The 22,761-nt window shown below is 67.2% G+C and carries 21 protein-coding genes and 1 pseudogene; 13 read left to right on the top strand and 9 right to left on the bottom strand.

What is annotated here, in order from left to right; translation table 11 throughout:
• Positions 1–78: 78 nt before the first annotated feature.
• Positions 79–375, bottom strand: a complete 297-nt coding sequence (locus AB0F41_RS13255) for a helix-turn-helix domain-containing protein (RefSeq protein ID WP_357423292.1) — start codon at positions 373–375, stop codon at positions 79–81.
• 139 nt (positions 376–514) lie between these two features.
• Here AB0F41_RS13255 and AB0F41_RS13250 point away from each other — a divergent pair, with 139 nt between their 5' ends.
• The 5 genes and pseudogenes from AB0F41_RS13250 to AB0F41_RS13230 all read left to right on the top strand — a co-directional run bounded on the left by AB0F41_RS13250 (position 515) and on the right by AB0F41_RS13230 (position 5,707).
• Positions 515–1,087, top strand: coding sequence for a carboxymuconolactone decarboxylase family protein (locus tag AB0F41_RS13250; protein ID WP_357423290.1), 573 nt, complete (start codon positions 515–517; stop codon positions 1,085–1,087).
• Entirely contained in the window at positions 1,084–2,484 is a 1,401-nt protein-coding gene (locus AB0F41_RS13245; protein ID WP_357423288.1) for an MFS transporter, read from the top strand. Before AB0F41_RS13250 ends, AB0F41_RS13245 begins: the two co-directional genes overlap by 4 nt.
• Before the next feature lie 10 nt (positions 2,485–2,494).
• Positions 2,495–2,704 (top strand): annotated as a pseudogene (locus AB0F41_RS13240) (DUF1330 domain-containing protein); the annotation flags it as partial.
• A 163-nt stretch (positions 2,705–2,867) separates the two neighbouring features.
• The gene (locus tag AB0F41_RS13235) at positions 2,868–3,494 is read left to right on the top strand and encodes an excalibur calcium-binding domain-containing protein (protein WP_357423286.1); all 627 of its coding nucleotides are present in this window, start codon (positions 2,868–2,870) and stop codon (positions 3,492–3,494) included.
• 401 nt (positions 3,495–3,895) lie between these two features.
• Positions 3,896–5,707: a hypothetical protein gene (locus AB0F41_RS13230; protein WP_357423284.1), complete on the top strand. Its 1,812-nt coding sequence runs from the start codon at positions 3,896–3,898 to the stop codon at positions 5,705–5,707.
• Positions 5,708–6,072: 365 nt separating this feature from the next.
• On the opposite strand, the gene AB0F41_RS13225 is transcribed toward AB0F41_RS13230, so the two are convergent.
• Positions 6,073–6,726, bottom strand: coding sequence for a hypothetical protein (locus AB0F41_RS13225; protein ID WP_357423282.1), 654 nt, complete (start codon positions 6,724–6,726; stop codon positions 6,073–6,075).
• A gap of 294 nt (positions 6,727–7,020) precedes the next feature.
• Between AB0F41_RS13225 and AB0F41_RS13220 the strand changes: the two genes are divergently transcribed.
• A complete protein-coding gene (locus tag AB0F41_RS13220; RefSeq protein WP_357423280.1) occupies positions 7,021–7,914 on the top strand; it encodes a helix-turn-helix transcriptional regulator in 894 nt (297 codons plus the stop codon).
• The gene (locus AB0F41_RS13215) at positions 7,911–8,102 is read left to right on the top strand and encodes a DUF397 domain-containing protein (RefSeq protein ID WP_357423278.1); all 192 of its coding nucleotides are present in this window, start codon (positions 7,911–7,913) and stop codon (positions 8,100–8,102) included. Before AB0F41_RS13220 ends, AB0F41_RS13215 begins: the two co-directional genes overlap by 4 nt.
• Before the next feature lie 111 nt (positions 8,103–8,213).
• On the opposite strand, the gene AB0F41_RS13210 is transcribed toward AB0F41_RS13215, so the two are convergent.
• Positions 8,214–8,657 (bottom strand): DNA-binding protein, encoded by a 444-nt coding sequence (locus AB0F41_RS13210; RefSeq protein ID WP_357423276.1) that lies wholly within the window; start codon positions 8,655–8,657, stop codon positions 8,214–8,216.
• Positions 8,639–8,923 carry a hypothetical protein gene (locus tag AB0F41_RS13205; RefSeq protein ID WP_357423274.1) on the bottom strand — a complete coding sequence of 95 codons (285 nt, stop codon included), beginning with the start codon at positions 8,921–8,923 and terminating at the stop codon, positions 8,639–8,641. The genes AB0F41_RS13210 and AB0F41_RS13205 overlap by 19 nt, the downstream gene beginning before the upstream one ends.
• 108 nt (positions 8,924–9,031) lie before the next feature.
• Here AB0F41_RS13205 and AB0F41_RS13200 point away from each other — a divergent pair, with 108 nt between their 5' ends.
• Both AB0F41_RS13200 and AB0F41_RS13195 read left to right on the top strand, forming a co-directional pair.
• On the top strand, positions 9,032–9,739 hold the full coding sequence (locus tag AB0F41_RS13200; protein ID WP_357423272.1) for a nucleotidyl transferase AbiEii/AbiGii toxin family protein: 708 nt from the start codon (positions 9,032–9,034) through the stop codon (positions 9,737–9,739).
• Entirely contained in the window at positions 9,720–10,166 is a 447-nt protein-coding gene (locus tag AB0F41_RS13195) for a helix-turn-helix transcriptional regulator (RefSeq protein ID WP_357423270.1), read from the top strand. Before AB0F41_RS13200 ends, AB0F41_RS13195 begins: the two co-directional genes overlap by 20 nt.
• A gap of 193 nt (positions 10,167–10,359) precedes the next feature.
• Here AB0F41_RS13195 and ilvC read toward each other — a convergent pair whose 3' ends face one another.
• The 3 genes from ilvC to AB0F41_RS13180 form a co-directional block, all read right to left on the bottom strand.
• On the bottom strand, positions 10,360–11,361 hold the full coding sequence (gene ilvC, locus AB0F41_RS13190) for a ketol-acid reductoisomerase (RefSeq protein ID WP_174552600.1): 1,002 nt from the start codon (positions 11,359–11,361) through the stop codon (positions 10,360–10,362).
• A 111-nt stretch (positions 11,362–11,472) separates the two neighbouring features.
• Entirely contained in the window at positions 11,473–11,976 is a 504-nt protein-coding gene (gene ilvN / locus AB0F41_RS13185) for an acetolactate synthase small subunit (protein WP_058856806.1), read from the bottom strand.
• Complete coding sequence (locus AB0F41_RS13180; protein WP_357423267.1) at positions 11,973–13,898, bottom strand: acetolactate synthase large subunit; 1,926 nt, start codon at positions 13,896–13,898, stop codon at positions 11,973–11,975. The genes ilvN and AB0F41_RS13180 overlap by 4 nt, the downstream gene beginning before the upstream one ends.
• 400 nt (positions 13,899–14,298) lie before the next feature.
• Between AB0F41_RS13180 and AB0F41_RS13175 the strand changes: the two genes are divergently transcribed.
• Both AB0F41_RS13175 and ilvD read left to right on the top strand, forming a co-directional pair.
• Positions 14,299–14,796 carry a PH domain-containing protein gene (locus AB0F41_RS13175; RefSeq protein ID WP_357423265.1) on the top strand — a complete coding sequence of 166 codons (498 nt, stop codon included), beginning with the start codon at positions 14,299–14,301 and terminating at the stop codon, positions 14,794–14,796.
• 108 nt (positions 14,797–14,904) lie between these two features.
• Entirely contained in the window at positions 14,905–16,746 is a 1,842-nt protein-coding gene (gene ilvD, locus AB0F41_RS13170) for a dihydroxy-acid dehydratase (RefSeq protein WP_357423263.1), read from the top strand.
• A gap of 133 nt (positions 16,747–16,879) precedes the next feature.
• Here ilvD and AB0F41_RS13165 read toward each other — a convergent pair whose 3' ends face one another.
• Complete coding sequence (locus AB0F41_RS13165) at positions 16,880–17,806, bottom strand: hypothetical protein (RefSeq protein WP_357423261.1); 927 nt, start codon at positions 17,804–17,806, stop codon at positions 16,880–16,882.
• A 321-nt stretch (positions 17,807–18,127) separates the two neighbouring features.
• Positions 18,128–18,814 (bottom strand): DoxX family protein, encoded by a 687-nt coding sequence (locus AB0F41_RS13160; RefSeq protein WP_357423259.1) that lies wholly within the window; start codon positions 18,812–18,814, stop codon positions 18,128–18,130.
• A gap of 397 nt (positions 18,815–19,211) precedes the next feature.
• Here AB0F41_RS13160 and AB0F41_RS13155 point away from each other — a divergent pair, with 397 nt between their 5' ends.
• Both AB0F41_RS13155 and AB0F41_RS13150 read left to right on the top strand, forming a co-directional pair.
• Complete coding sequence (locus tag AB0F41_RS13155) at positions 19,212–20,321, top strand: PQQ-dependent sugar dehydrogenase (protein ID WP_357423257.1); 1,110 nt, start codon at positions 19,212–19,214, stop codon at positions 20,319–20,321.
• Positions 20,322–21,009: 688 nt separating this feature from the next.
• Positions 21,010–22,632: a Na+/H+ antiporter NhaC family protein gene (locus tag AB0F41_RS13150; protein ID WP_357423255.1), complete on the top strand. Its 1,623-nt coding sequence runs from the start codon at positions 21,010–21,012 to the stop codon at positions 22,630–22,632.
• Positions 22,633–22,761: the final 129 nt, after the last annotated feature.

Raw genomic sequence — 22,761 nt, 5'->3', positions numbered from 1 at the left:
CGATCGCGAGGCTCGCCGACCGGGAAGCACCCCGGCCGATGAGAAGAGCTTGGGCGTCACCGCGAAGAGCCCGCGATCTCATGCCTCTACGGGATTCTGATCGTTCTGCTCTCGACTCCGCGCCCAGGCAATCGACCATTCGTCGAGCGGGCGAAGGGCCTGAATGAGTGCCGCTCCCAGCTCAGTGAGCTCGTAGCCATCAGCCGAGGGGGCGATGATCCCGCTTGACGTCAATTCTCGAATCCGCTGGTAGAGGACGCTGGACGACAAACCCGCACACCGTGTCAGCAGCGCACGCGCGCCGAGCGGACCCGCACGCAGTTCCCAGAGAATTCGCAGCGCCCACCGACGGCCGAAAAGATCCAGCGCGGCCATGATCGGTCGGCCGGTAGTCGATCCACGAACCGGCGCTCCTGGACGCGGTGTCGGCATAACCCTCCTTGCGTTTCGTTTTCAGAAACATTACCATCCGAACCGCGTTTCTGATTCCGAAACAACCGCAACGGGAGCTCCGATGTCGCGAATAGCCCTGCTGGAACCGCCGTACGCCGACCAGGCCGGTGCGCTACTCGCGCGCATGATGCCCGGCGACGTGCCGCCGATCGGGCTGTTCCGGATGTTCGCCCGGAACCTCCCGATGGCCGGCGCCATGCACGAATGGGGGCGCTATGAGCTGGGGCGACAGCTGACTCTGACGATGCGGGAGCGCGAGATCGCCATCGACCGGACCTGCGTGCTGTGCGGTTGCGAGTACGAGTGGGGCGTGCACATGATGATGTTCGCCGAACGGGTCGGGTTCACCCGCGAGCAGGCGGCATCCCTGGTGCACGGCGGCCCCTCGGACACGTGCTGGGCGTCCGAGCGGGAACAGCTGCTCATCCTCGCCGTCGACGCCCTGCACGAGCATTCCGATATCGATGACGCGCTGTGGGCACGACTCGTGCCGGTCTTCGACGAGCTCCAGCTGCTCGATCTGCTTCTGCTGTGCGGGTGGTACCACGCCGTCAGCTTCGCCGCGCGCGCTACGCGCGTGCCGAACGAGCCCGGCGCGCCTCGCTTCGCCGACTTCCTGCCACCGGTCCGATGAGCACTACTCCGGAGTACCCCGAGGCGCGGCTACTGGTCCCCGCTCTGATGTTCATCGCTCTGGTCGTGGCGGCGGTCGGCAGCCTCGGGGCACCGCTCATCACCAGCGTGGCGACCTCGTTCCAGGTCTCGCTCGGCAGCGCGCAGTGGACGCTGACCATCACGCTGCTCAGCGGCGCCGTCGCCACGCCGATCCTGGGCCGGCTCGGAGCCGGTCCGCACCGACGGGCCACGATCCTCGCCACGCTGGCGGTCGTCGTCGCCGGCAGCGCGCTCACCGTGCTGCCGCTGCCGTTCGCGTGGCTGCTGGCCGGCCGGGCGGCCCAGGGCGTCGGGCTCGGGCTGACGGCGCTGATGATGGGTGTGGCCCGGGATCACCTCCCCGAGGAGCGCGGCGCGGCCGTGATCGCCCAGATCTCGGTGGTCTCGATCATCGGGGCCGGTGTCGGCTACCCGCTGGCCGCATTGCTCGCCGAGCTCGGCGGGGTACGGGCCGCCTACGGCCTCGGCCTGGTCGTCACCGCCGCCGCCCTCCTGACCGCGTGGCGTTCCGTGCCCGAAGCCCCCGAAGGCCGCTCCGCCCACGTGGACGTGGCGGGCGCGGTCGTCCTGGCCGCCGCACTGCTCCTGGTGTTGTTCCTCGCCGGCGAACGGAGTCTGTGGAGTCGGCACCTGGCCGTGGCGGCGGGCCTCGCCGTCGTCGCGGTGGTGCTGCTCTGCGTCTGGGCCGTCATCGAACTGCGCAGCACGACGCCCCTGGTCGATGTGCGGGCGGTGCGGCACCCGGCGGTCGCCGGGGCGAACCTCGCCATGTTCGTCGGCGGGATCGGGATGTACCTCCTGCTCACGCTCATCACCCGGTATGCGCAGACGCCGCACGACGCCGGCTACGGTTTCGGGCTGACGACCTTCGTCGCCGGACTGGTCCTCATCCCGTTCTCGGTGCTGGGATTCGTCGCCGGCAAGCTCACGCCGCGGGCCCGGACGCGGATCGCCGATCCGCTGCTCCTGGCCGGCAGCGCCGTCGTGGTCGGCGGCGGGTTCGCCCTGTTCGCGGCGGCCCGGTCGGATCTGGCCGAACTGTTCGCGGCGATGGGCGTGCTCGGCTTCGGCGTCGGCGGCTTCTCGGCCGCGATGCCCGGCGTCATCCTGGCCGTCACCCCCAAAAGCGAGACGTCGAGCGCCATGAGCTTCAACTATGTCGTCCGCAGCGTCGGGTACTCCCTGGGCAGCGCCATCGGCGGCCTGATCCTCGCCACGGGCACCCGCCCGGGCCACCTCTTCCCCGACGACAGCGCCTACACCACCGCGGCGCTGATCGGGATCGGCGCCATGGCGATCACGACGCTGACAAGCCTCGCTCTCGCCCGCCGACGCTCGGCCGAGACCACCCCGTAAGGCCGCTCCGGCCGTCAAGGCCGGGGGCGGCCGAATCCTCGCCCGTGACGGCCGGGTCGTGGCGCATGACGCCGGAATCGCCCAACGCACCATCCTGATCGAGTTCGACAGCTTCGAGCGGGCCGTCGCGGCGCATGAGAGCGCGGCCTACCAGGAGGCGCTGGTCGCCCTCGCCGACGGCGTCGAGCGCGACTTCCGCATCGTCGAAGGCATCGACTGACCGAGGTCCGGTCGGATCTCCACTGACGGGCTGGGTATCGAACGCTGATCTCTCGCGCCAGTAACCGATTTCGTCTTCGGTCGTATTCGTCTATGTCACAAGATCATCGCAGTTCACAGGCCTGAAGGACCGCTGAAACACTCGAGGCGTTTCCGCCGATCTGATGTCGGAACCAGCGGGCGCCCCGGTTTCCGGCATCGTAGTTACCTCAGGCAAAGGACCCTCAGTGGCATACATGAATCGGCAGGAAGAAAATCTCGCCCGCCGCAGACGAACAAATCGGAACACGCTCATCGTGGTCGGGGTGGTGCTCGGTCTTCTGTGCTTGTGCGGAGGTATCGGCGCGGTCTTCGGGGCCGACGACGAGCCCGAGAAGCCGGCGACCACACCACCGACCGGTCAGGTCACGCCCGCGGCGACGGCCACACGGTCCGCACCGGTCACCTCGGCACCGCGCAGCGGCACCACCGGCCCGGCAGCACCACCGGCGACCGGCGTAGCGCCGGAACGCGATACGTCACGGACGCCGGTGCTGGTCGAACCGGAACCCTCTCCGTCACCGGTTCCCCCACCTCCGCCTTCACCTGTTCCCGCTCCCGCGCCGCCGCCTGTGCCCGAGTGGACGCCGGAACCCACCGTGGTGGCACCGCCGCCCGCCCCTGCGCCGTCCGGTGTCACGTATGGGAGCTGCGCGGACGCCCGCGCAGCCGGGGCCGCGCCGCTGTATGCGGGTCAGCCCGGGTACAGCCGAAAGCTGGATCGCGACGGTGACGGCGTGGCCTGCGAATGACGTAATCGGCAGCCGCCCCGCCGAGCCGGCCGGGGCGGCTGCTCATGTTCCGGGCAGATCGACACGTCCGCTCATTGCGTCAGGGTCAAGATCACTGCCAGCAGCACCATGAGAACGGCCGGCGTGCCGCCCACGACGCCGATAACCTTCATCACGGTGTTGGCGGTTCTCCCCGGACGCTCCTGGGGCGCGAAACCCACCGCACCCCGGTGATAGATGGTGCGCGGGACGGCGTAGTGGAAGAGGACCGGCCCGAAGGGATCGGCCGATCAGCGGGGTTCGGGTGATGCCGCCGCAGGCCGGTGCAATCGGGAGACTGCGGTATCGTTCCTTCGGCTGCGGTCCGGGGGAAACGGCAGTTCCGATTCCCCCGGCCGCCAGGGAATCCGGAGGGGGAAGTCGTGGATGTCGGCAGCGACGACAACAGGGTTACGCGCAAAGTCGCGATGACGGGGGTGGCCGGGATCGTCTTGATCCTGGGTGGCGCGGCCGTCGCCGTACTCGCACGGTTGCGCGAACCGCCGTTCGCACTGACCAGATCCTATTCGTCCGGGCATGAGATCACCGCGCAGGGCAAGGATGCCTTCGGTAGCTTCTCGGGTGTCCGGATCGAGGATGTCTCCACGCATTTCGCGAACACCGTGCTGATCGCCGCATTCGCGACACTGATCGCGCTGGCTCCGGCTTGGCTGATCAGCCGCCGGAAGCGGGATTCCTATCACGGTGTCGGCGGACTGGCCGTAGTGCTGATATTCGCGCCGTTCGGCTATCTGATGGTCGATTTCATGGGTCATCACTTACCGGGAATCCACTCCTATATCCGGCAGGAATACCCGTACTATGCGCAATGGCCCCTCATCATGGCAGCGTACGGACTGGTCGCCGCCGGAATCCTGCTCGTCACCCCGCTCGCGGTGACCCCCGGGTCGATACGGTCTGTGCGACAGCGTGGTCTTGTGCTGTCGCTGTCGGCCGGACTATCGGTGACGATTCTCGCCGGGGCGGCAGCCGTGTGGTTCGGCGACGACAGCACCAATATCGAGCAGCGGACCGCCGCACCGGCCGAAATCCCGCCGACGCCCGCCGCCGTGGGCACGCAACGCTACGCACTGACCACCGATGAACTGACCTCCGACGGCCGGGCCGACGATATCGCTATCGCCGGTGCCGGTTTCGTACTCGCGTCGGACAGCGGCCTGACCGCGTACGACGGCGCGACCGGAGCACCACGCTGGCAATATCGACGCAAGAATATCGACGCCGACCATCCGCTGGCGTACTCGCCCGATTCGCTACGGTCGCTGGACGGCGGCGCGATCGTCGTCGCTGCCTGGGAATGGTGGGGCTGGAAGGTATTCGACGCGGTCACCGGCGAACTGCTACGGGAGCACGCCGAATTCGGTGGCGCCGACGACGACCCGGAGAACCGCGTGCCGTCCGGCACGGAGCATCGAGCCGGAATGGTGATATTCGAACACGACGGCACTCTCGCTCGCTACGACGCACGAACGAATGAACTGATGTGGTCGACCGAACCGATTCCACCCGGATGCATTCGGTCGGAGGGCCCGGCCGCGGCGACCAGCAGCGCGGTTTTCGTGGTGGCCGGGTGTCCCGGGGAAACGAACACCTTGCGGATAATGGCACTGGATCCGCGAACCGGCGCGGTGGCGGCCACCCGCGATATTGCCTACGGTCTCGAATCCGTCGATCCGCGATACACCAGGATCCATCTCGTCGACGACGACGCGGTGATCGAATGGTCCGGTGACCGGCCGGGAATGCTGGTGGCCGGTACACCTGCCGACCTCACCTCCGCGACGGAACTCACCGGAGCCGCGGAAGACCCGATCACCGCGGATCCCCACGGCACCCAGATATTCGACGGGGTGAAGCTGTCCGACGCCGCGTCCGGCGCCGACATATCGATCTACGCCGCGGCCGGTAAACCCGCCGACGTGTACGCGATCGGCAGGGAATCAGCGGCGACAGCGCTGTTCCTCACGACCGAACTGACCGAACTCCACAGCGACGACCGAACTCTCGCGCTACGCATCCTGCCGCGTGGCACTACCGCGCCCCCGGCGGTGCATCCGTTCGTCGCCGCCGGAAACTGCGGCGCCCCGGTTCTCCTGCCCGCTCCCGGGGCAGTACTGGTCTTCTGTCCCCGGGCCCCGGACAACGCCCCGGGGCTGTTCGGCTTCGCACCCTGACCTCGGATCAGCACACCTTGCGTATTCCTGGGGGCGGCCGCCGAGATCGGGACACTGCGGTGCGGGATCGCGCGGTTTCTTGCCAGTGCCCTCGTTCCAACAGAAGGATCGGGTGGGTGCCGGACACCGGCCCGGGGCCGTCGCGCATCACCTGTCCAGGTAGAGCCGTTCACACGGGAGGCGCGGGAGGTCGAGGGGGTTGCCGGAGAGGATGGCGGCCGTATAGGCGCCGTGTTGAACGGTCCACTCCTGGAGAAAGAGATGAGCGGCGGCGGGGTGGGCTCGGTAGTCGAGACGGAGTCCATGCAAGAAGACCGTGAGGTGAATGTCCGGGCTGGATGACGAAGGCGGCGGGGTGGGCATGGTCATACCTCGGTGAGGCCGGCGAGCAGACGTTGGAGGATCCCCAGAGGTGGGCCCGGCTTCGTGGTGACCGGTTCGGCCGGTGGGTACGGAATGCCGCGGGCGGCGGCTCGTTCCCGGGGGCCGTGGGTAGCGGGCACGAGTCTGCCGGTTTCGGTGAGGCGGGCGAAGGCGGCGGCTTTGCGGGGGCAGTCCAAGGGGTTGCAGGCGCGATGGGCCTGCATGATTCGGTGTGCGGCGGCGATATGCAGCGCGGAGCCGGGTTCGCTGTGCCAGACCTCCGGCAGCCGGATGGGTTCGCAGGGGGCATCGCGGGTTGCCATACCGGCCTTCATCCAGAGCTGTTCCGGGCACACCGTGATCAGGTCGCAGGTGTCACATACCCGGCCGGGGTGGTTTTCGAGATGGGCCAGGTCGGGGACGATCAGTGTCGTCGTTGTGGTGGCACGAATGATGTGGAGGAGGTAGCCGATCGGGTCGGGGGCGGAGTCGGGGCCGAGTCGCACGATGTAGATCAGCGCGTGGCCGTGCCGGCGGGCGAGACGCCGGATCGATTCGGTGTGGTGGGGCTGGTTGTGTGAGAGATCCGTTCGGAGATAGCCGATCGCACGGGGACGATGCGAGTGCCTTGTCCTGCGGTCGAAATGTATCGTCATCTATTCGAACCCTTTTCAGAGGTGTCAGGCCATTCCGTTTGCCGGGCACGACTATTCATTCCGGCACCGGAGAATTCGGTGCCGGGCGATACTCTCGAATATTCGCGGTGAAAGGGATCCGGGACCGGAAGAAAGATCCCTCGGCCCGGCGTGCGGGTGGATATAGTAGACACCGAAAACTGTTTGCCGAGAAGCTCATTCGGGACGATCCGCGGAGGTCACCGCGGGTCCGGTATGGGTAGGTCCAGAAAACATAGGTCCGTTCTGGACCACAAAGGGATAGCGAGGGTGGGCATGGCTATTGGATCGACTCTGCCGCGGCGCGCATTGGGTCGGCGGCTGCGGGAACTGCGATTCGAATCGAAAAAGAGTCAGCTGGCCGCCGGGCTGGCGATCGAGGTATCCAAACAAGGGATCGGGCGGCTCGAAGAGGGGCAGCCGGTCCGGATCAGTACGGCACAATTCCGGGATCTACTGGAGTTCTATGGCGCCGACGGCGAAGCAAGAGATGAGGTTCTGGGTCTGCTTCAGGAGGTGAAGGCGGCGAAAGGTGATCCGTCACGCGGATGGTGGCGCGCCTACGCCGATGTGGTGAATCCGCACTTCGACCACTTCATGAGCCTCGAACAAGCATGTTCCCGAATGACTGCTTTCCAGCTGACACTACTGCCCGGGCTCCTTCAAGCCCCGGCCTACCGACGATGGATTGTGACGACCACCGATCCCGCCATGCCGTCCGCCGACGTAGAGCGCCAATTGGAACTCACTGCTCGTCGGCAGCGTCGAATCGGTGAGGCAGCGAACTTTTCGCTGAATGTGGTGCTCTCGGAGGCGGTCCTGCGGCACCAGGTCGGCGGGCCGGAGACGATGAGGGATCAGTTGGAGCACCTTGTGAGCGTGTCGAAACTGCCGAACGTCTCGCTTCGCGTGATTCCGTTCGGTGCGACTCCGCACCTCGGTCTGGTCGTTCAATCGTTCACACTGTTCGAGTTCCCGCCTCTGCGCGCCGGCCGCCCGCCAGAACCGCCTGTCGCGTTCGTGGAAGGCTTCACAGGTGCTCTATTCCTCGAGGACGACAAGACGATCGCCCGTCATAGGGAGGCGGCGGCGGGTGTCAGGGAGGTAGCGTTGCGGGAGGACGACACTCGGAGTCTGGTGCAGAAGATCGTAGAGGAGGATTCCGCGTGAGCAGGGATTTATCAGGAGCGGACTGGTTCAAGAGTAGCTACAGCCAGGCCGGCGGCGACTGTGTTGAGGTCGCGCACCTCTCGGACGGAGTCGGCGTCCGAGATTCAAAGGATGCAGCCGGACCTGTACTGATTTTCACCCCGAGTGAGTGGGATGCGTTCATCCGGAATGCCTCTGCCGATAGCTGAACCGGCGAATCTCGCCGCGACCGGGAGACCGCCGTCGTGAGCTGGCGCCCGTGAGTGTGGCATCCACTGGAGCAGGAGAGCCGACGATCGACCGGCACCAGCGAGGGCGTCTCAGATCGCAATGATTCGGACAGCCGGACCACACAGTGTGGACATATCGTCGGCGTCGCTCGTCAGCATGACCACGGGAGCGGGCTGACGCGCCGCCATTTCCGCGACCACGGCGTCGATGGCGTATTTGTGGCCGTGGAGGCCGGTGTCGATGAGTAATGCCGAGGCGGCTTTTGCGGTCATCTCGTCGACGTGTTCGATCCGGATCCCGGACAACAGCCATGACAGGCGCGCTCGGTCGGTTTTCCGATGCGTCGCCTCGATGATGGTCAGTGCGCTGACCGCGACTTCCATACCTCGTGCCCGCGCCTCCGCTACGAGCGCGACGACCGGCGCGGAATCCTCGACCAGCCGCGACAAACCCTGGCAGTCGAGGACGACAGTGCCTTGCGATGAGGTGTTCGGGCGGCGGGACGCGGGTGGGGTCAGCTTGCCGTGGGCCATTGCCCTGGCTCACCCAGCGCTCGGTCGAAGGCTTCCCGGGCGCGCTGCCGTTCCTCGGCGGGAAGGGGGCCACTGCGTTGCTCGTAGTCGGCGAGGTATTCGTCGAGGAGCAGGCCACGCAGTTCGCGTTCGACCGCGGAGGCGATGAAAGAAGAAAACTCTCGTTTGCCCACTCGACGCCGGATGGCTTCGGCGGTCCCCTCGGGCAACGACAGGCTGACCCGCGTCGCGGGCCCTTTCCCGACGCCGTGCTCCAGCCCACTCATGACACCGATGTTATCAAACTAAGTAGGAAAAGATGCTTCCCCCCTACTCGCGCTCCCCGCAAACGCCTCAGACTCTTCCAGAATTATCGGATGTGATAATCTGCCATGGTGGTGGATCGCAAAGTGAGCGCGGAACTTGCCGCAGTACTGGAGTCGGCCGCGCGCTTACAGGAGCTGGTGCCGGACGCCGTGCTAGTGGGGGGATCGGCAGCGGCGCTCTATGCCGGGCACCGCGATTCCTTCGATCACGACCATGTCCTGAGTGATCTGCGTGATCGGTTCGATATGGTTCTCGAGGCGATCGAGTCCGAGGGCGAGTGGGTGACCAACCGGGTCCGGCCGGGCAAACTGATCCTCGGGCGCCTCGGTGATATCGAGGCAGGGGTTCGTCAGCTGATTCGCACCAGGCCGCTCGAGGCAGCCGTTGTCGAAGTGCAGTCGGGTCGTTCGTTGCAGGTCCCCACGCCTGAGGAGACGCTGCGCATCAAGGCGTTTCTCATGGTTCGGCGTAATCAAACCAGGGACTACCTCGATGTGGCTGCGCTCTCCGAGCAGATGGGTACGGTAGAGGCGGCCGCAGTTCTCGACCAGATTGATCAGTATTACGCTGACCAGCGCCTCGAAGGTGTGCCGGTCTCGACGCAGGTTGCCAGACAGCTGGCTGATCCGCGGCCGGCCGACGTATCGGTGACCCGCCAATTACCGGCCTACCGCAATCTCGATCGCCGGTGGCACGAGTGGAGCCGCGTCCGCGCGCAGTGCCGAGACGTGGCGGTCGTCATCGCAGGAGGAAGAGATGACTCTGCACTTCCGTAACCTGTCCATCGACCCGGACACCCCGGTCTCCGAGTGGCCAACCGAGGCGCTGCAGACCGCGCTGGAGCGAGGCGACCTCGATGATTGGCGACGCATCGGCCGGGAACTGAGCCGTGATCCGTGGGGACGTACGGCACGGCAACTGGAGGAAGTGCTGACGCATTCGCGCCCCTACGGTGTCGCCGAAATCATGGAAAGCCTCTTGGACCGGGCCCGCGGCGACGCCGAGGCGGCCGAGCGCGCGCAGGTTGCCGATGAAGTGCGCCGTGCCGTCGCGGGGTCAGGATTGAGCAACGCCGAATTCGCGTCGTATATCGGCACGTCCAGCTCCCGCCTATCTACGTATCTGAACGGGAAAGTCATTCCATCGGCCACGCTGATGGTCCGGATGCGCAGAGTTGCCGACAGGCAGCGGAAAGCGGCCTGATATCCGGACCCGAATACGGTGAGGTCGGCCGGGACATGGTGCCGCGTCCACCGTTCGCGACTGTATCCGCCGCCGGGCCCGCAAGGGTACGGCTCAGCGGAATGGCCGACGGCCGCTCATCGTCCCTAATGCGCTGAGGGGTCCTTCCGCAACCGCGGAAGGACCCCTTGCCGGCGCTGGATCAGCGAACCGCTCAGGCGGTTTCGGTGATCGGCCGGTCCACCCAGCTCATCAGGTCGCGCAGCTTCTTACCGGTGACCTCGATCGGGTGCTCGGCGTTCTGCTTGCGCAGGCCCTCGAGCTCCTTGTTGCCGCCCTCGACATTGGCGACCAGGCGCTTGACGAAGGTGCCGTCCTGGATGTCCTTGAGGATGTCCTGCATCCGCTTCTTGGTGTCGGCGTCGATGACCCGCGGGCCCGACAGGTAGCCACCGAACTCGGCGGTATCGGAGACCGAGTAGTTCATGCGGGCGATACCGCCCTCGTACATGAGGTCGACGATGAGCTTCAGCTCGTGCAGCACCTCGAAGTAGGCCATCTCGGGGGCGTAGCCGGCCTCGACCATGACCTCGAAACCGGTCTTGACCAGTTCCTCGGTGCCGCCGCAGAGCACGGCCTGCTCACCGAAGAGGTCGGTTTCGGTCTCTTCCTTGAAGGTGGTCTTGATGACGCCGGCGCGGGTGCCGCCGATGCCCTTGGCGTAGGACAGCGCCAGGGCCTGGCCCTCACCCTTCGGGTCCTGCTCGATGGCGATCAGGGCGGGCACGCCCTTGCCGTCGACGAACTGGCGGCGCACCAGGTGGCCGGGGCCCTTGGGGGCGACCATGCCGATGGTGATCTCGGCGCCCGGCTTGATCAGGCCGAAGTGGATGTTGAGGCCGTGGCCGAAGAACAGCGCGTCGCCGTCCTTCAGGTTCGGCTCGATCTCGTTGCTGAAGATCGACGCCTGCGCGGTATCGGGGGCCAGCAGCATGATGACGTCGGCCCACTCCGACACCTCGGCGGGGGTGCCGACGGTCAGGCCGGCCTCTTCGGCCTTGGCCCGCGACTTGGAGCCTTCCTTGAGGCCGATGCGGACCTCGACGCCCGAGTCGCGCAGGCTCAGCGAATGCGCGTGACCCTGGCTGCCGTAGCCGATCACCGCGACCTTGCGGCCCTGGATGATCGACAGGTCGGCATCGTCGTCGTAGAACATCTCGACTGCCACTTGGTGGTATCCCTTCTGACTTATTCGAACCCGCGAAACGCGGGAAACGGTAAACGAGGTACGAAAAGCGGCCGGGCACGGGGTGCGCCCGGCCGCGGGTTAGCGGGTGGCGGTGATCGACTTGGGTCCGCGGCCGACGGCCACCACCCCGGATTGCACGATCTCCCGGATGCCGTACGGCTCGAGCATGCGCAACAGCGCGTCCAGCTTGGACCGGGTGCCGGTCGCCTCGACGGTGAGGGCGTCGGGCGAGACGTCGATGACCTTGGCGCGGAACAGGTTGACCGATTCGATCACCTGGGTGCGCACACTGGCGTCGGCCCGGACCTTCACCAGGATCAGTTCGCGGGCCACGGAGGTGTCCGGGTCCTGCTCCACGATCTTGATCACGTTCACCAGCTTGTTGAGCTGTTTGGTGACCTGTTCCAGCGGCAGATCGTCCACGGTGACCACGATGGTCATCCGGGAGATCTCCTTGACCTCGGTGGCGCCGACGGCCAGGGATTCGATATTGAATCCGCGCCGGGAGAACAGGCTGGCCACCCGGGCGAGCACGCCGGGTTTGTCCTCGACCAGAACGCTGAGGGTGTGGGTGGTGCTCATGAGTGGTTCCCCTCGGTGTCGTTCTGCTCGCGGTTCATGGCCTCGTGGATGATGGCCGGTTCGGCGGCCTGCTCGTCCTCGTCGAACAGCGGGCGGATACCGCGGGCGGCCATGATCTCGTCGTTACTGGTGCCGGCGGCGACCATCGGCCACACCTGGGCGTCCTTGCCGACGATGAAGTCGATCACCACGGGGCGGTCGTTGATCGACTGCGCCTCGCGGATCGCGGCCTCGACATCCTCTTCCTTCTCCACCCGGATCCCGTGGCAGCCCAGCGCCTCGGCGAGCTTCACGAAATCAGGGATGCGCAGGCCGTGGGTCTTGAGGTCGGTATTGGAGTAGCGCTGGTCGTAGAACAGGGTCTGCCACTGGCGGACCATGCCGAGATTGCCGTTGTTGATCAGCGCGACCTTGATCGGCACACCCTCCACCGCGCAGGTGGCGAGTTCCTGATTGGTCATCTGGAAGCAGCCGTCACCGTCGACCGCCCACACCTCACGGTCGGGCTGGCCCATCTTGGCGCCCATCGCGGCGGGAACCGCGTAACCCATGGTTCCGGCGCCGCCGGAGTTCAGCCAGGTCCGCGGCTTCTCGTATTTGATGAACTGGGCGGCCCACATCTGGTGCTGGCCGACGCCCGCGCAGTAGATGGCGTCGGGTCCGGCCAGGCGGCCCAGGGTCTCGATGACGAATTCCGGCGACACCGAGCCGTCCGACGGCTTGCTCCAGCCGAGGGGGAAGGACTCGCGGACGCCGTCGAGGTAGGCCCGCCAGGCGGTCAGGTCGAGTTCGAAACCGGCCGGGTCGGCCCGCAGGGTTTCGATGAGTTCGGTGATCACCTCGCGGCAGTCGCCGACGATCGGCACATCGGCGTGCCGGTTCTTACCGATCTCGGCCGGGTCGATATCGGCGTGGATGATCTTGGCGCCGGGCGCGAAGGAGTCCAGCTTTCCGGTGACGCGGTCGTCGAACCGGGCGCCGAGAGTGATCAGCAGATCCGATTTCTGCAGGGCGGCCACCGCGGCCACGGTGCCGTGCATACCCGGCATGCCCATATTGAGTTCGTGGCTGTCGGGGAACGAGCCGCGCGCCATCAGGGTGGTGACCACCGGGATACCGGTGAGTTCGGCGAGCTCCAGCAGTTCGGCCGAGGCCTCGGACTTGATCACGCCGCCGCCCACGTAGAGCACGGGCTGGGTGGACTCGGCGATCAGCCGGGCGGCCTCACGCACCTGCTTCCCGTGCGGTTTGGTGACCGGACGGTAGCCGGGCAGCCGCATCTCCGGCGGCCAGCTGAAGGTCGTCTGCTCCTGCAGCACATCCTTGGGGATATCCACCAGTACCACACCGGGGCGTCCGCTCGAGGCCAGGTAGAAGGCCTCGGCGAGGATGCGCGGGATATCGGCGCCCTCTTTGATCAGGAAGTTGTGCTTGGTGATCGGCATGGTGATGCCGGAGATATCGGCTTCCTGGAAGGCGTCGGTGCCGATCAGGCTGCGGCCGACCTGACCGGTGATCGCGACCATCGGCACCGAGTCCATCTGGGCGTCCGCGATCGGGGTCACCAGGTTGGTCGCGCCGGGGCCGGAGGTGGCCATGCACACACCGACCTTGCCGGTGGCCTGGGCGTATCCGGTGGCCGCGTGGCCCGCGCCCTGCTCGTGACGCACGAGCACATGGCGCACTTTGGTGGAATCGAAGAGCGGATCGTAGAGCGGAAGGACAGCGCCACCCGGAATGCCGAATACGGTGTCGACGCCGAGCTCCTCGAGGGAGCGGACGACGGACTGCGCGCCGATGACCCGCTCGGGCGGGACCTGGCGGCGGTTCGCCGGGGTGGTCGGAGCGCCGGCCGGAGCCGGTGTATTCGAAGGCGCGGGCCTGCGGGCCGCGGGCCCGGGCCGGGTAGTTGGTGCGCTCACCGTCTTGGTTCCTTACTGCTTGTCGTTCACTGGTCCCGACATAAAAAAGCCCCCGACAGCCGGCGGCTGTTCGAGGGTGGCGCGTCGCAGTGCGAGCTGACGTATTCGACTCCGGATCGTCTGGCTCAGCGCTGGACGCGCCGGCCGATTACGAGCATCTCGTTTCGATTCACGCGCATGACGGTATGTGTGCGTGTGGTGCGGAGTCAAACAGCTGACCGCTGACTTCCCATTATGTGGGAAGGTAGCGGGTGCTCACGCCGGTCCACCATGATGCGAGGATGGTGAGGTGTCATCACCGCATCAGTCCGTGCCACCACCTGAATCGTCCCACAACCCCGCGGCCGCGGCGGTAACGGGTGGCGATACGGCGCCGCCGGGACCGACCCGTGTGATCCGCATGACACGGCTGTCGTTCCTCGGCGTGTTCCTCCTGGCGATGTGCGTGTTCTTCCCCATCGTCGGCTGGCCCGCCGGGCTCTTCTGGCTGGCGCTCATCCCCCTCGCGGTCCTGGTGTACCTGCTGCGCACCCAGACCACGGTGTCACCGAGCGGTCTGGACCTGCGGTCGACGTTCTCCTCCCGGCATATCGACTGGGACCGGCTGAAGGGCGTCAGCATCCCCAAGCGGGGGTATGTGCGGGCGCACCTCGACGACGACAGCGAGGTGCCGCTGCCGGCCGTAAGCTACGACCGGCTGCGCGATCTGGTGGACGCGTCGGGCGGGCGAATCCCCGACCCCTTCGCGGTCCCCGACCCGGAGACGACCTCCGATTCCGACGCGGCCGACGACACCGCGTCCGGCACCGAGTCCGGCGCGGACCCCGCGAACGGCGACTCCGCCGCCGCGGACACCGGCCGGACCAAGGCCGATACCGACCCCGAGTCCACTTCCTAACGGGAGTAGCCTGGAGAATCGCCGATCGCCCGGAATCGCGGTCACCTGCCGCCGGGTGGTACGGCGCCGTCGCATCTTTCAGCCCCCGCGACCAGACCGAGGACATCCATGCCACCGCTTCGTTCCCGCACGACCACCATCGGCCGTAATGCCGCCGGCGCCCGCGCCCTGTGGCGGGCCACCGGTATGACCGATTCCGATTTCGGTAAACCGATCGTCGCGATCGCCAACTCCTACACCCAGTTCGTGCCCGGGCACGTACATCTGAAGGATGTCGGCGAGATCGTCGCCGCCGCGGTCCGGGAGGCGGGCGGCGTACCGCGCGAATTCCACACCATCGCCGTCGACGACGGTATCGCCATGGGACACGGCGGCATGCTCTACTCGCTGCCCAGCCGCGAGATCATCGCCGACTCCGTGGAGTACATGGCCAACGCGCACACCGCCGACGCGCTGGTGTGTATCTCCAACTGCGACAAGATCACCCCCGGCATGCTGAACGCGGCCATGCGGCTGAACATCCCCGCGGTGTTCGTCTCCGGTGGCCCGATGGAGGCCGGTAAGGCCGTGGTCGTGGAGGGAGTCGCCCACGCACCGCTCGATCTCGTCTCGGCCATCTCGGCGAGCGCGAACTCCGCGGTCACCGACGAAGGGCTCGACGAGGTCGAGCGCAGTGCCTGCCCGACCTGCGGCTCCTGCTCCGGCATGTTCACCGCGAACTCGATGAACTGCCTCACCGAGGCGCTGGGCCTGGCCCTGCCGGGTAACGGCTCCACGCTGGCCACCCATGCCGCGCGGCGGGCGCTGTTCGAGCGGGCCGGGCGGGTGATCGTCGATATCGCGACCCGCTGGTACCGCGACGACGACGCGTCGGTCCTGCCGCGCAATGTCGCCGACGACAAGGCCTTCCGCAATGCGATGGCCCTGGACGTCGCGATGGGCGGTTCGACCAATACCGTGCTGCACACCCTGGCCGCGGCACAAGAGGGTGAGATCGACTTCGATCTGCACACCATCGAAACCATCAGCCGTAAGGTGCCGACCCTGTCGAAGGTGGCGCCGAACTCCGACTATCACATGGAGGATGTGCACCGGGCCGGCGGTATCCCCGCCATCCTCGGTGAGCTGCGCCGCGCCGGGCTGCTGGAAACCGATGTGACGACGGTGCACAGCGCGACCGTGGACGAATGGCTCGACACCTGGGATATCCGCTCGGGTAAGGCGTCGGAGGAAGCGCTCGAACTCTTCCACGCGGCGCCGGGCGGGGTGCGCACCACCGAACCGTTCTCGACCGAGAACCGCTGGTCGTCACTGGATACCGATGCCGCGGGCGGCTGCATCCGCGATATCGAGCACGCCTACACCGTCGAGGGCGGATTGGTCGTGCTGCGCGGCAACCTCGCGCCCGACGGCGCGGTACTCAAGACCGCCGGTATCGACGAGGAACTGTTCTCCTTCCAGGGCCCGGCCGTGGTGGTCGAATCCCAGGAGGAAGCCGTTTCGGTGATCCTGGGCAAGCAGATCAAGCCGGGCGATGTACTGGTCGTGCGCTACGAGGGTCCGGCGGGTGGGCCGGGTATGCAGGAGATGCTGCATCCGACCGCCTTCCTGAAAGGCGCGGGCCTGGGCAAACAGTGCGCGCTCATCACCGACGGCCGGTTCTCCGGCGGCACCTCCGGCCTGTCCATCGGGCACATCTCCCCCGAGGCGGCCAGCGGCGGGGTGATCGGGCTGGTGGAGAACGGCGACCAGGTCCGCATCGACGTCGCCACCCGCACCCTCGAGGTGCTGGTCGACGACGCGGTCCTGGCCGAGCGGCGGGCCAAGATGGACGCCCGGGAACGCCCGTGGCAGCCGGTGAACCGGGAACGACCGGTCACCACGGCGCTGCGCGCCTACGCCGCCATGGCCACCTCGGCGGACAAGGGCGCCGTCCGGTACGTGCCCTGAGACCCTCCGCCGGCGGCCGATATACGCCATAGACCGATTCGACGGCGGCCGCGCTCGGTGACGGGGCCCGCTCCGGCCGGGCGGCGATCGGCCGGTCACGGGCCCGGAGGAACTCCGTTCCTCCGGGCCCTGGTCACAGCTTCTTCATCCCGTGCCAGTACGTACCCCGCAACAGTTCCTCGCCGAGCCCCGGGTTGTCCCCGGTGAGGGTGACCAGTTCGCGTGGCGAGGGATATCCGGTCACCGGGCCGTCGAATCGGCCGCGCATATCCTGGAGCAGCGCCGCGTCACCGGCACTCAACGAACGTTTGCCGCCGGCGAGCAACTCGTCGATACGTGTGCGCATGTTCGTGACGGACTTGTGCAGTTTGTCCGGGGCGGTATTCCAGCCGTAGCCGGATTTCGCCCAGACCACCCCGCCGTCCGCCAGACCCGCGCTCACCAGGATCCGATCGACACCCGATCGGCGGAAATAGGCCTCGATGGCCGCCGAGAACGCGGAGGCGAAACCTTTCCCGGTGAATCCCGGCATGAGGTGGGTGATGAAATTCTCGGCCACCAGCTTCCCCTCGGCATCCCGGCCGATCCGGTAGTCCAGTGCCCCGGCGTACCTGCCGCGGGTATCGCGGACGTCCGCGGTGATGGTCAGCGTGTCGGACCCCGAGTGGTAGCGAGCCCGCAGGCGGGTGACGTCGAAAGGACCGTACCGGCGGCCCAGACCCTGCACTTCCCGAGTCAGCCCGGCATTGTCGAGATCACCGCGGCGTGCGGCGTTGTGCAGGTCGCTCAGTGAGCGCATATGGGATAGATCGGTGACGGGCGGCCGGGCGGCGGTAGCCGATCCGCCGGCGCGGTCGTCGCGAGGCCCCGCGGCGGTGATTCGATCGTGTCCGTCGTCCTCGCTGCGCCGGAAGGCCCGGTCGGCCCCGCGCAGGCCGTCGGCGCCACCGCGAAGCCAGACATGATCGTGGTGTGCTCGCAGACTCAGCAGTCCCCGCAGGCCATCGCGAACCTGTTTCAGTACCTCCTGGGCACTCCCCCGGCCTGTCTTACCGGACAACCCGCGCCCGATTTCCTTCGCGGGTGCGGCACCGAAACCTCGCCTGCGCTCCCGGCGGCCGGCAGGCGTCTTCGATCGGCGACCTTCCCCGGCCGCTCGAAGCAAGTACTCCGGCGACGAGGAAACCGATATTCGAGGACATCGACTTTCACGATTCGCGACCGGACAGCGCAGGTCAATTTCCCATCAATGGATAGAAAGCCTGCGCGAAGTTCGGCCGTGCCGAACGACCCCCGGCCATCGTGCCGAGTTCAGCGAGGCCCTGCAAGGTTTCGGCCCGTCCAAGAGGGCCGAAACCCGCGTCGCCGGAGGCGACGCCAATTAATCGAACGGCCCGATTCCCGTGAGGGGGTTACCGTCCTGCAGGTACCAGTAGGTGAAGATCGCGGCGGCGACGGCCAAGACGAAGACGACCCAGGAACCGGCGCCCGGGCGGACCGCCCAGCTGCGGCCGCGGTCCAGCGACCAGCGACCCGGCCCGGTGAAGATGAGGGCGGTGGCGGCACCGACCAGGATGCTGTCCATCTCGACCGCGCCCGGACCCTCCTTGTACTGGAAACCCGGGTACATACCCTGCTTCCACATCCAGGCGTCCAGGATCACCGCCAGCACCGCACCGGCGGCCAGCGGGGTGGCCAGGCCGAGGATCAGCAGCGCGCCACCGCCCACCTCCCCCGCGGTGACCAGTGCCGCAGCCACCGACGGATGGTCCCAGCCGCCGCTCTCCATCATGGCCTTGGTGCCGTCCAGGCCGGGACCGTGGAACCAGCCCGTCAGCTTCTGCAGGCCGTGGTAGAGGAAGGTGGCGCCGACGACCAGCCGGAGGATGAACAGGCCGAAGTCGAGGGTGCCGCGCCGGGCGTCGCCGTTGCGGCGCCGCAGTCCGCCGCTGGGCTGACCGCCCGCGGGCGGGATACTCGCGTAGGTGTAGGTGCTGTCATGACTGCCGGGGCCGTCCGTACCTGGGACGTCGCCCGGTGTGTCTCCGGTGGCGGTCGAGGCATTCACGGGCAACTCCTTGGTCATGGCCACTTTCGGGAACTGGCCGGTCGGAGAGTCATAGGGACTCCCGACCCCGCCCGCGGTAGTCGATACCGCGCGCTGCTCCCCGGTAGACAGATTCCCGGGCCCGGCGGCCTCGGAGGACGCGGACCCGTTTCTCGCCTTGGCACTCACCCCTCAACCCTAAGCCGATCGGGTGCCGTCCACCCCGCTGAAACGGCGGCGTGTCCGCGCCATACGCGCGCGGCGACCGGCCCATCCGTTCCGGGCCGGTCGCCGTGGCGGCCGGGCGTCGGCCGACCGGGGCCGGTCCTGCGGGGAATCCGCCGGTCGCGTCCGTGCCCCCGGTCCCGGCAGGGGCGTCGGGGCGCGGCCGGGGAGATTTCCACTACGTTGGGAGCTTATGAGGTCGGTTGGCGCGCGGCGCGTGACGGTGGGACTGGTACTCGGGGCGGCGTTGTTACTCGGCGGATGCGCCCGATTCGACGATTCGGCGTCCAGTCCGTTCACCCCGGAACCGACACTGGACGGCGCGCAACTCGAACCCAAGAAACCGCAGCCGGGCGAGAGCTCCACCACCCGGCCCAGCGGTCCGTGCATCGATCCGGATCCGGCGGTCGTGGTGAGCTGCCTGGACACCACCGGCGGGATCGTGGAGATGGGCGGATACGCGCTGGTCGCCGAACGACGCACCGGGCGGATCCTGCAGGTCGCGCCGGAACAGCAGCCGGTCGAAGTAGCGCGGGTGGATGTCGATCCGGCCGGCGACGGCGGTCTCAGCGATATCGCGGTCTCCCCCACCTATCCGGAGGACGGCCTGCTGTATGCCTATGTGACCACCGGCAGTGACAACCGGGTGGTGCGTATCGCCGACGGCGGCCCCCCGAAACCGGTGCTGACCGGAATCCCGAAAGGCAGCACCGGGAATCGCGGCGCGATCGAATGGAGTTCGGCCGAGCAGATGCTGGTGCTCACCGGCGACGCCGGCGACCCCGCGAGTGCGAGCGACCCGGGCAGCACGGCGGGCAAACTGCTGCGGGTGAACAATCCGACGACCAACGGCAACGCCCCCACCGAGGTCGCGGTATCCGGGATCGGTTCGGCCGGAGATATCTGCCTGGGCGGCGACCAGATCTGGATCACCGACCGCACTCCGGCCCTGGACCGGCTCCAGCGGATCGGCCCCGACGGCGCGGTCACCACGGCCTGGACCTGGCCGGACCGCCCGGGTGTCGCCGGATGCGCGGTCACACCCGAAGGTGTCGCGATCTCGCTGACCGATGCCAAGGCGCTGGCGATGGCGACCCCGGACCCGGCCACCTTCGCGATCACCGCGCCGCCGAGTGTTTTCGTCGCCAACAAGTACGGCCGGCTGCTCGGCGCCGCCCCGGCCATGGACGGCACCATCTGGGTCACCACGGCGAATAAATCCGAGGGCGGCCAGCCCACCCCCAACGACGACCGCGTGGTACGGATACCGCCGCCGTCGGCCGGTGGAGGCGGGCCGGACTGAGCCGCCGGCCCGGCGAACAATCGAGCACCGAGGGGCTCCCGGCCATCGCGCCGGGAGCCCCTTCGTGGTCGAGCGCCCGGTCCACGACCGTTGTCGACGACGGGGAGCGCACCAACCTCAGCCGCGTCACCGGCGGCGACTGTGGTGAGGATGTGCCCGTGGGGCACAGGCGTTCACGAGGTTACGCATGACCTCGTAGGAGGCAGCCCGGTTCGACCGACCACGCGCCGCAGTCACGTGTCGGATCGGACTCGACGGATCCGTAAGTCTTCGTATTACGCCGTCATTCAACGGCTCGATAGCTCCACCACTCCGAAGCGCATGCCGAATCCGAACACGCGCAGCGGCCCGGGCAAGGGCCCTTAACCCCTTGTAGGGCAACTATTCCCGTGCACGAGAAGGCCCGCCTTTGCCATACCTTTAGGAACTGATTTAACGTACCGCTATATAACGGCGCATTAACGGAAGGGTAGGTTGCGGGCGTCGCGCAACCAGAACTCCGTCACGCGGGAGCCGGTGGCGCGGTGGGCAGAACGTTTGATCGGCCCCCACCGGCCGAGTGGACGCAGACACACCTCTCCCGCGTGACGGCGCTCGAACAACACCCACAAGGACCGCGTGCGGGTTCGTTCGAATTCGGCGCGCACCCCGGTGCCGTGTGCATCCGGGTATCAGCGGAAGGTCACCCATGTCCACGATCAGCACAGACGCAACATCCGAAGCCGAAAGCCCGGATAGCGATTCCGGTCCACCCACAGCCGCGGCGACCGCCACGGCCGCACCCACCGGCCTGAAAAGGCTGTTCGACACCTCCCGCCTGGGTAACACCCGCACCATCCTCGGGGTGGTAGGGCTGGCGATCGTTCTGATCGCGCTCGGATTCCTCTCTCCCGGAAAGCTTCCCGGCGAGGGCGACCATGTGGGCGTGTTCAGCCTGCTGCCCGCCCTGGTCACCCTGGCGGTGGTCTTCGCCACCAAGAACGTGGTGGCCGCGCTGTTCCTGGGTGTCATCACCGGCGGAGTCGTCAGCGCGGAGTACAACGTCGTCGACGGTTTCATGCTCCCGGCGCTGGGCACCGTCTCCTTCGCGACGATCCTGCTGGTCTACCTGTGGGCGCTGGGCGGCCTGATCGGCCTGTGGACCCGCACCGGCGGCGCCCAGGCGTTCGCGGAACTGGCGGGTCGCACGCTGGTTCGCGGACCGGTCAGTGCCCGGGTCTTCGGATGGCTGGTGGGCGTGCTGTTCCACCAGGGCGGCACGATCTCGACGATCCTCGCCGGCACTACCGTGCGTCCGCTCACCGACAAGCACAAGGTGTCGAAAGAAGAGCTGACCTACATCGTCGACTCCACCGCATCCCCGGTCGCGACGGTGCTTCCGTTCAACGCCTGGCCGCTGTACGTCGCAGGCCTGGTGGTGGGCACCACGCCGATGTTCCTCACCGAGGACGACGGTGTCGCGTTCTTCATCAGCTCGATCCCGTTCAACTTCTACGCGATCTTCGCGATCCTGGCGACACTGCTGTTCGCCTGGGGCAAACTGCCCTGGGTCGGCGGTGCCATGCGCAAGGCGATGCACCGGGCGCGCACCACGGGCCAGCTGAACGCCCCCACCGCGAAACCGATCACCTCCGAAGAGCTGGTCACCCTGAAGCTGCCGGCGGACTACAAACCCGGCGTGATCGATTTCGCCCTTCCCATGGGCGTACTGCTGGCAGTCGTGATCGGCTCCTACATTCTGACCGGCGACGTGCTGATCGCACAGGGCTTCGGTCTGGCCGTGATCGTCGCGATCGTGCTGGCGCTGATCAAGGGGCTCTCGCTCAATGAGGCCATCGACGGTTTCGTCGACGGCTGCAAGGGTGTGACCGTCGGTGCGCTGGTCCTCGCCCTGGCCGTCACGCTCGGGTTCGTGTCCAAACAGCTCGGCACCGCGAACTACATCGTCGAAACCACATCGGATCTGGTGGTGGACCCGCTGTTGCCCGCCATCCTCATGGCCATCTGCATGGCCGTGGCGTTCTCGATCGGATCGTCCTGGGGCACTTTCGCGGTCGTCTTCCCGATCGCGATGCCACTCGCCTACGCCATCGACCCCAGCCCGACGTTCATGCACCTGTGCTTCGGGGCCGTGGTCGGTGGTGCGGTCTTCGGCGACCAGTGCTCCCCGATCTCCGATACGACGATCATGTCCGCCCTGGCCTGCGGCGGCGATGTCATGGACCATGTGCGAACGCAGCTGCCCCTCGCGCTGGGCGCGGCCGGGCTCGCCGCCTTCACGTCCACCGGTATCGCATTCGCTGTGCTGTAACACGGGCGCGCTGGCGCGCGCGGGGTTTCGGCCCTTTTGGCGTCGGCTGTCGGACCTCTCGTGTCGTGAGATGTTGGGTTAAGTCCCGCAACGAGCGCAACCCTTATCTTATGTTGCCAGCGCGTAATG

It is taken from the genome of Nocardia sp. NPDC024068 (assembly GCF_040638875.1).
Classification (GTDB): Bacteria; Actinomycetota; Actinomycetes; order Mycobacteriales; family Mycobacteriaceae; genus Nocardia.
This window is presented reverse-complemented; position numbering and strand designations above follow the sequence as displayed.

Bases quoted from the DNA above. Each gene is read 5' to 3' on its own strand.
- AB0F41_RS13255 (WP_357423292.1), bottom strand. From the start codon at position 375: ATGGCCGCGCTGGATCTTTTCGGCCGTCGGTGGGCGCTGCGAATTCTC.
- AB0F41_RS13250 (WP_357423290.1), top strand. From the start codon at position 515: ATGTCGCGAATAGCCCTGCTGGAACCGCCGTACGCCGACCAGGCCGGT.
- AB0F41_RS13245 (WP_357423288.1), top strand. From the start codon at position 1,084: ATGAGCACTACTCCGGAGTACCCCGAGGCGCGGCTACTGGTCCCCGCT.
- AB0F41_RS13235 (WP_357423286.1), top strand. From the start codon at position 2,868: ATGTCGGAACCAGCGGGCGCCCCGGTTTCCGGCATCGTAGTTACCTCA.
- AB0F41_RS13225 (WP_357423282.1), bottom strand. From the start codon at position 6,726: ATGACGATACATTTCGACCGCAGGACAAGGCACTCGCATCGTCCCCGT.
- AB0F41_RS13220 (WP_357423280.1), top strand. From the start codon at position 7,021: ATGGCTATTGGATCGACTCTGCCGCGGCGCGCATTGGGTCGGCGGCTG.
- AB0F41_RS13210 (WP_357423276.1), bottom strand. From the start codon at position 8,657: ATGGCCCACGGCAAGCTGACCCCACCCGCGTCCCGCCGCCCGAACACC.
- AB0F41_RS13205 (WP_357423274.1), bottom strand. From the start codon at position 8,923: ATGAGTGGGCTGGAGCACGGCGTCGGGAAAGGGCCCGCGACGCGGGTC.
- AB0F41_RS13195 (WP_357423270.1), top strand. From the start codon at position 9,720: ATGACTCTGCACTTCCGTAACCTGTCCATCGACCCGGACACCCCGGTC.
- ilvC (WP_174552600.1), bottom strand. From the start codon at position 11,361: ATGTTCTACGACGACGATGCCGACCTGTCGATCATCCAGGGCCGCAAG.
- ilvN (WP_058856806.1), bottom strand. From the start codon at position 11,976: ATGAGCACCACCCACACCCTCAGCGTTCTGGTCGAGGACAAACCCGGC.
- AB0F41_RS13175 (WP_357423265.1), top strand. From the start codon at position 14,299: ATGACACGGCTGTCGTTCCTCGGCGTGTTCCTCCTGGCGATGTGCGTG.
- ilvD (WP_357423263.1), top strand. From the start codon at position 14,905: ATGCCACCGCTTCGTTCCCGCACGACCACCATCGGCCGTAATGCCGCC.
- AB0F41_RS13155 (WP_357423257.1), top strand. From the start codon at position 19,212: ATGAGGTCGGTTGGCGCGCGGCGCGTGACGGTGGGACTGGTACTCGGG.
- AB0F41_RS13150 (WP_357423255.1), top strand. From the start codon at position 21,010: ATGTCCACGATCAGCACAGACGCAACATCCGAAGCCGAAAGCCCGGAT.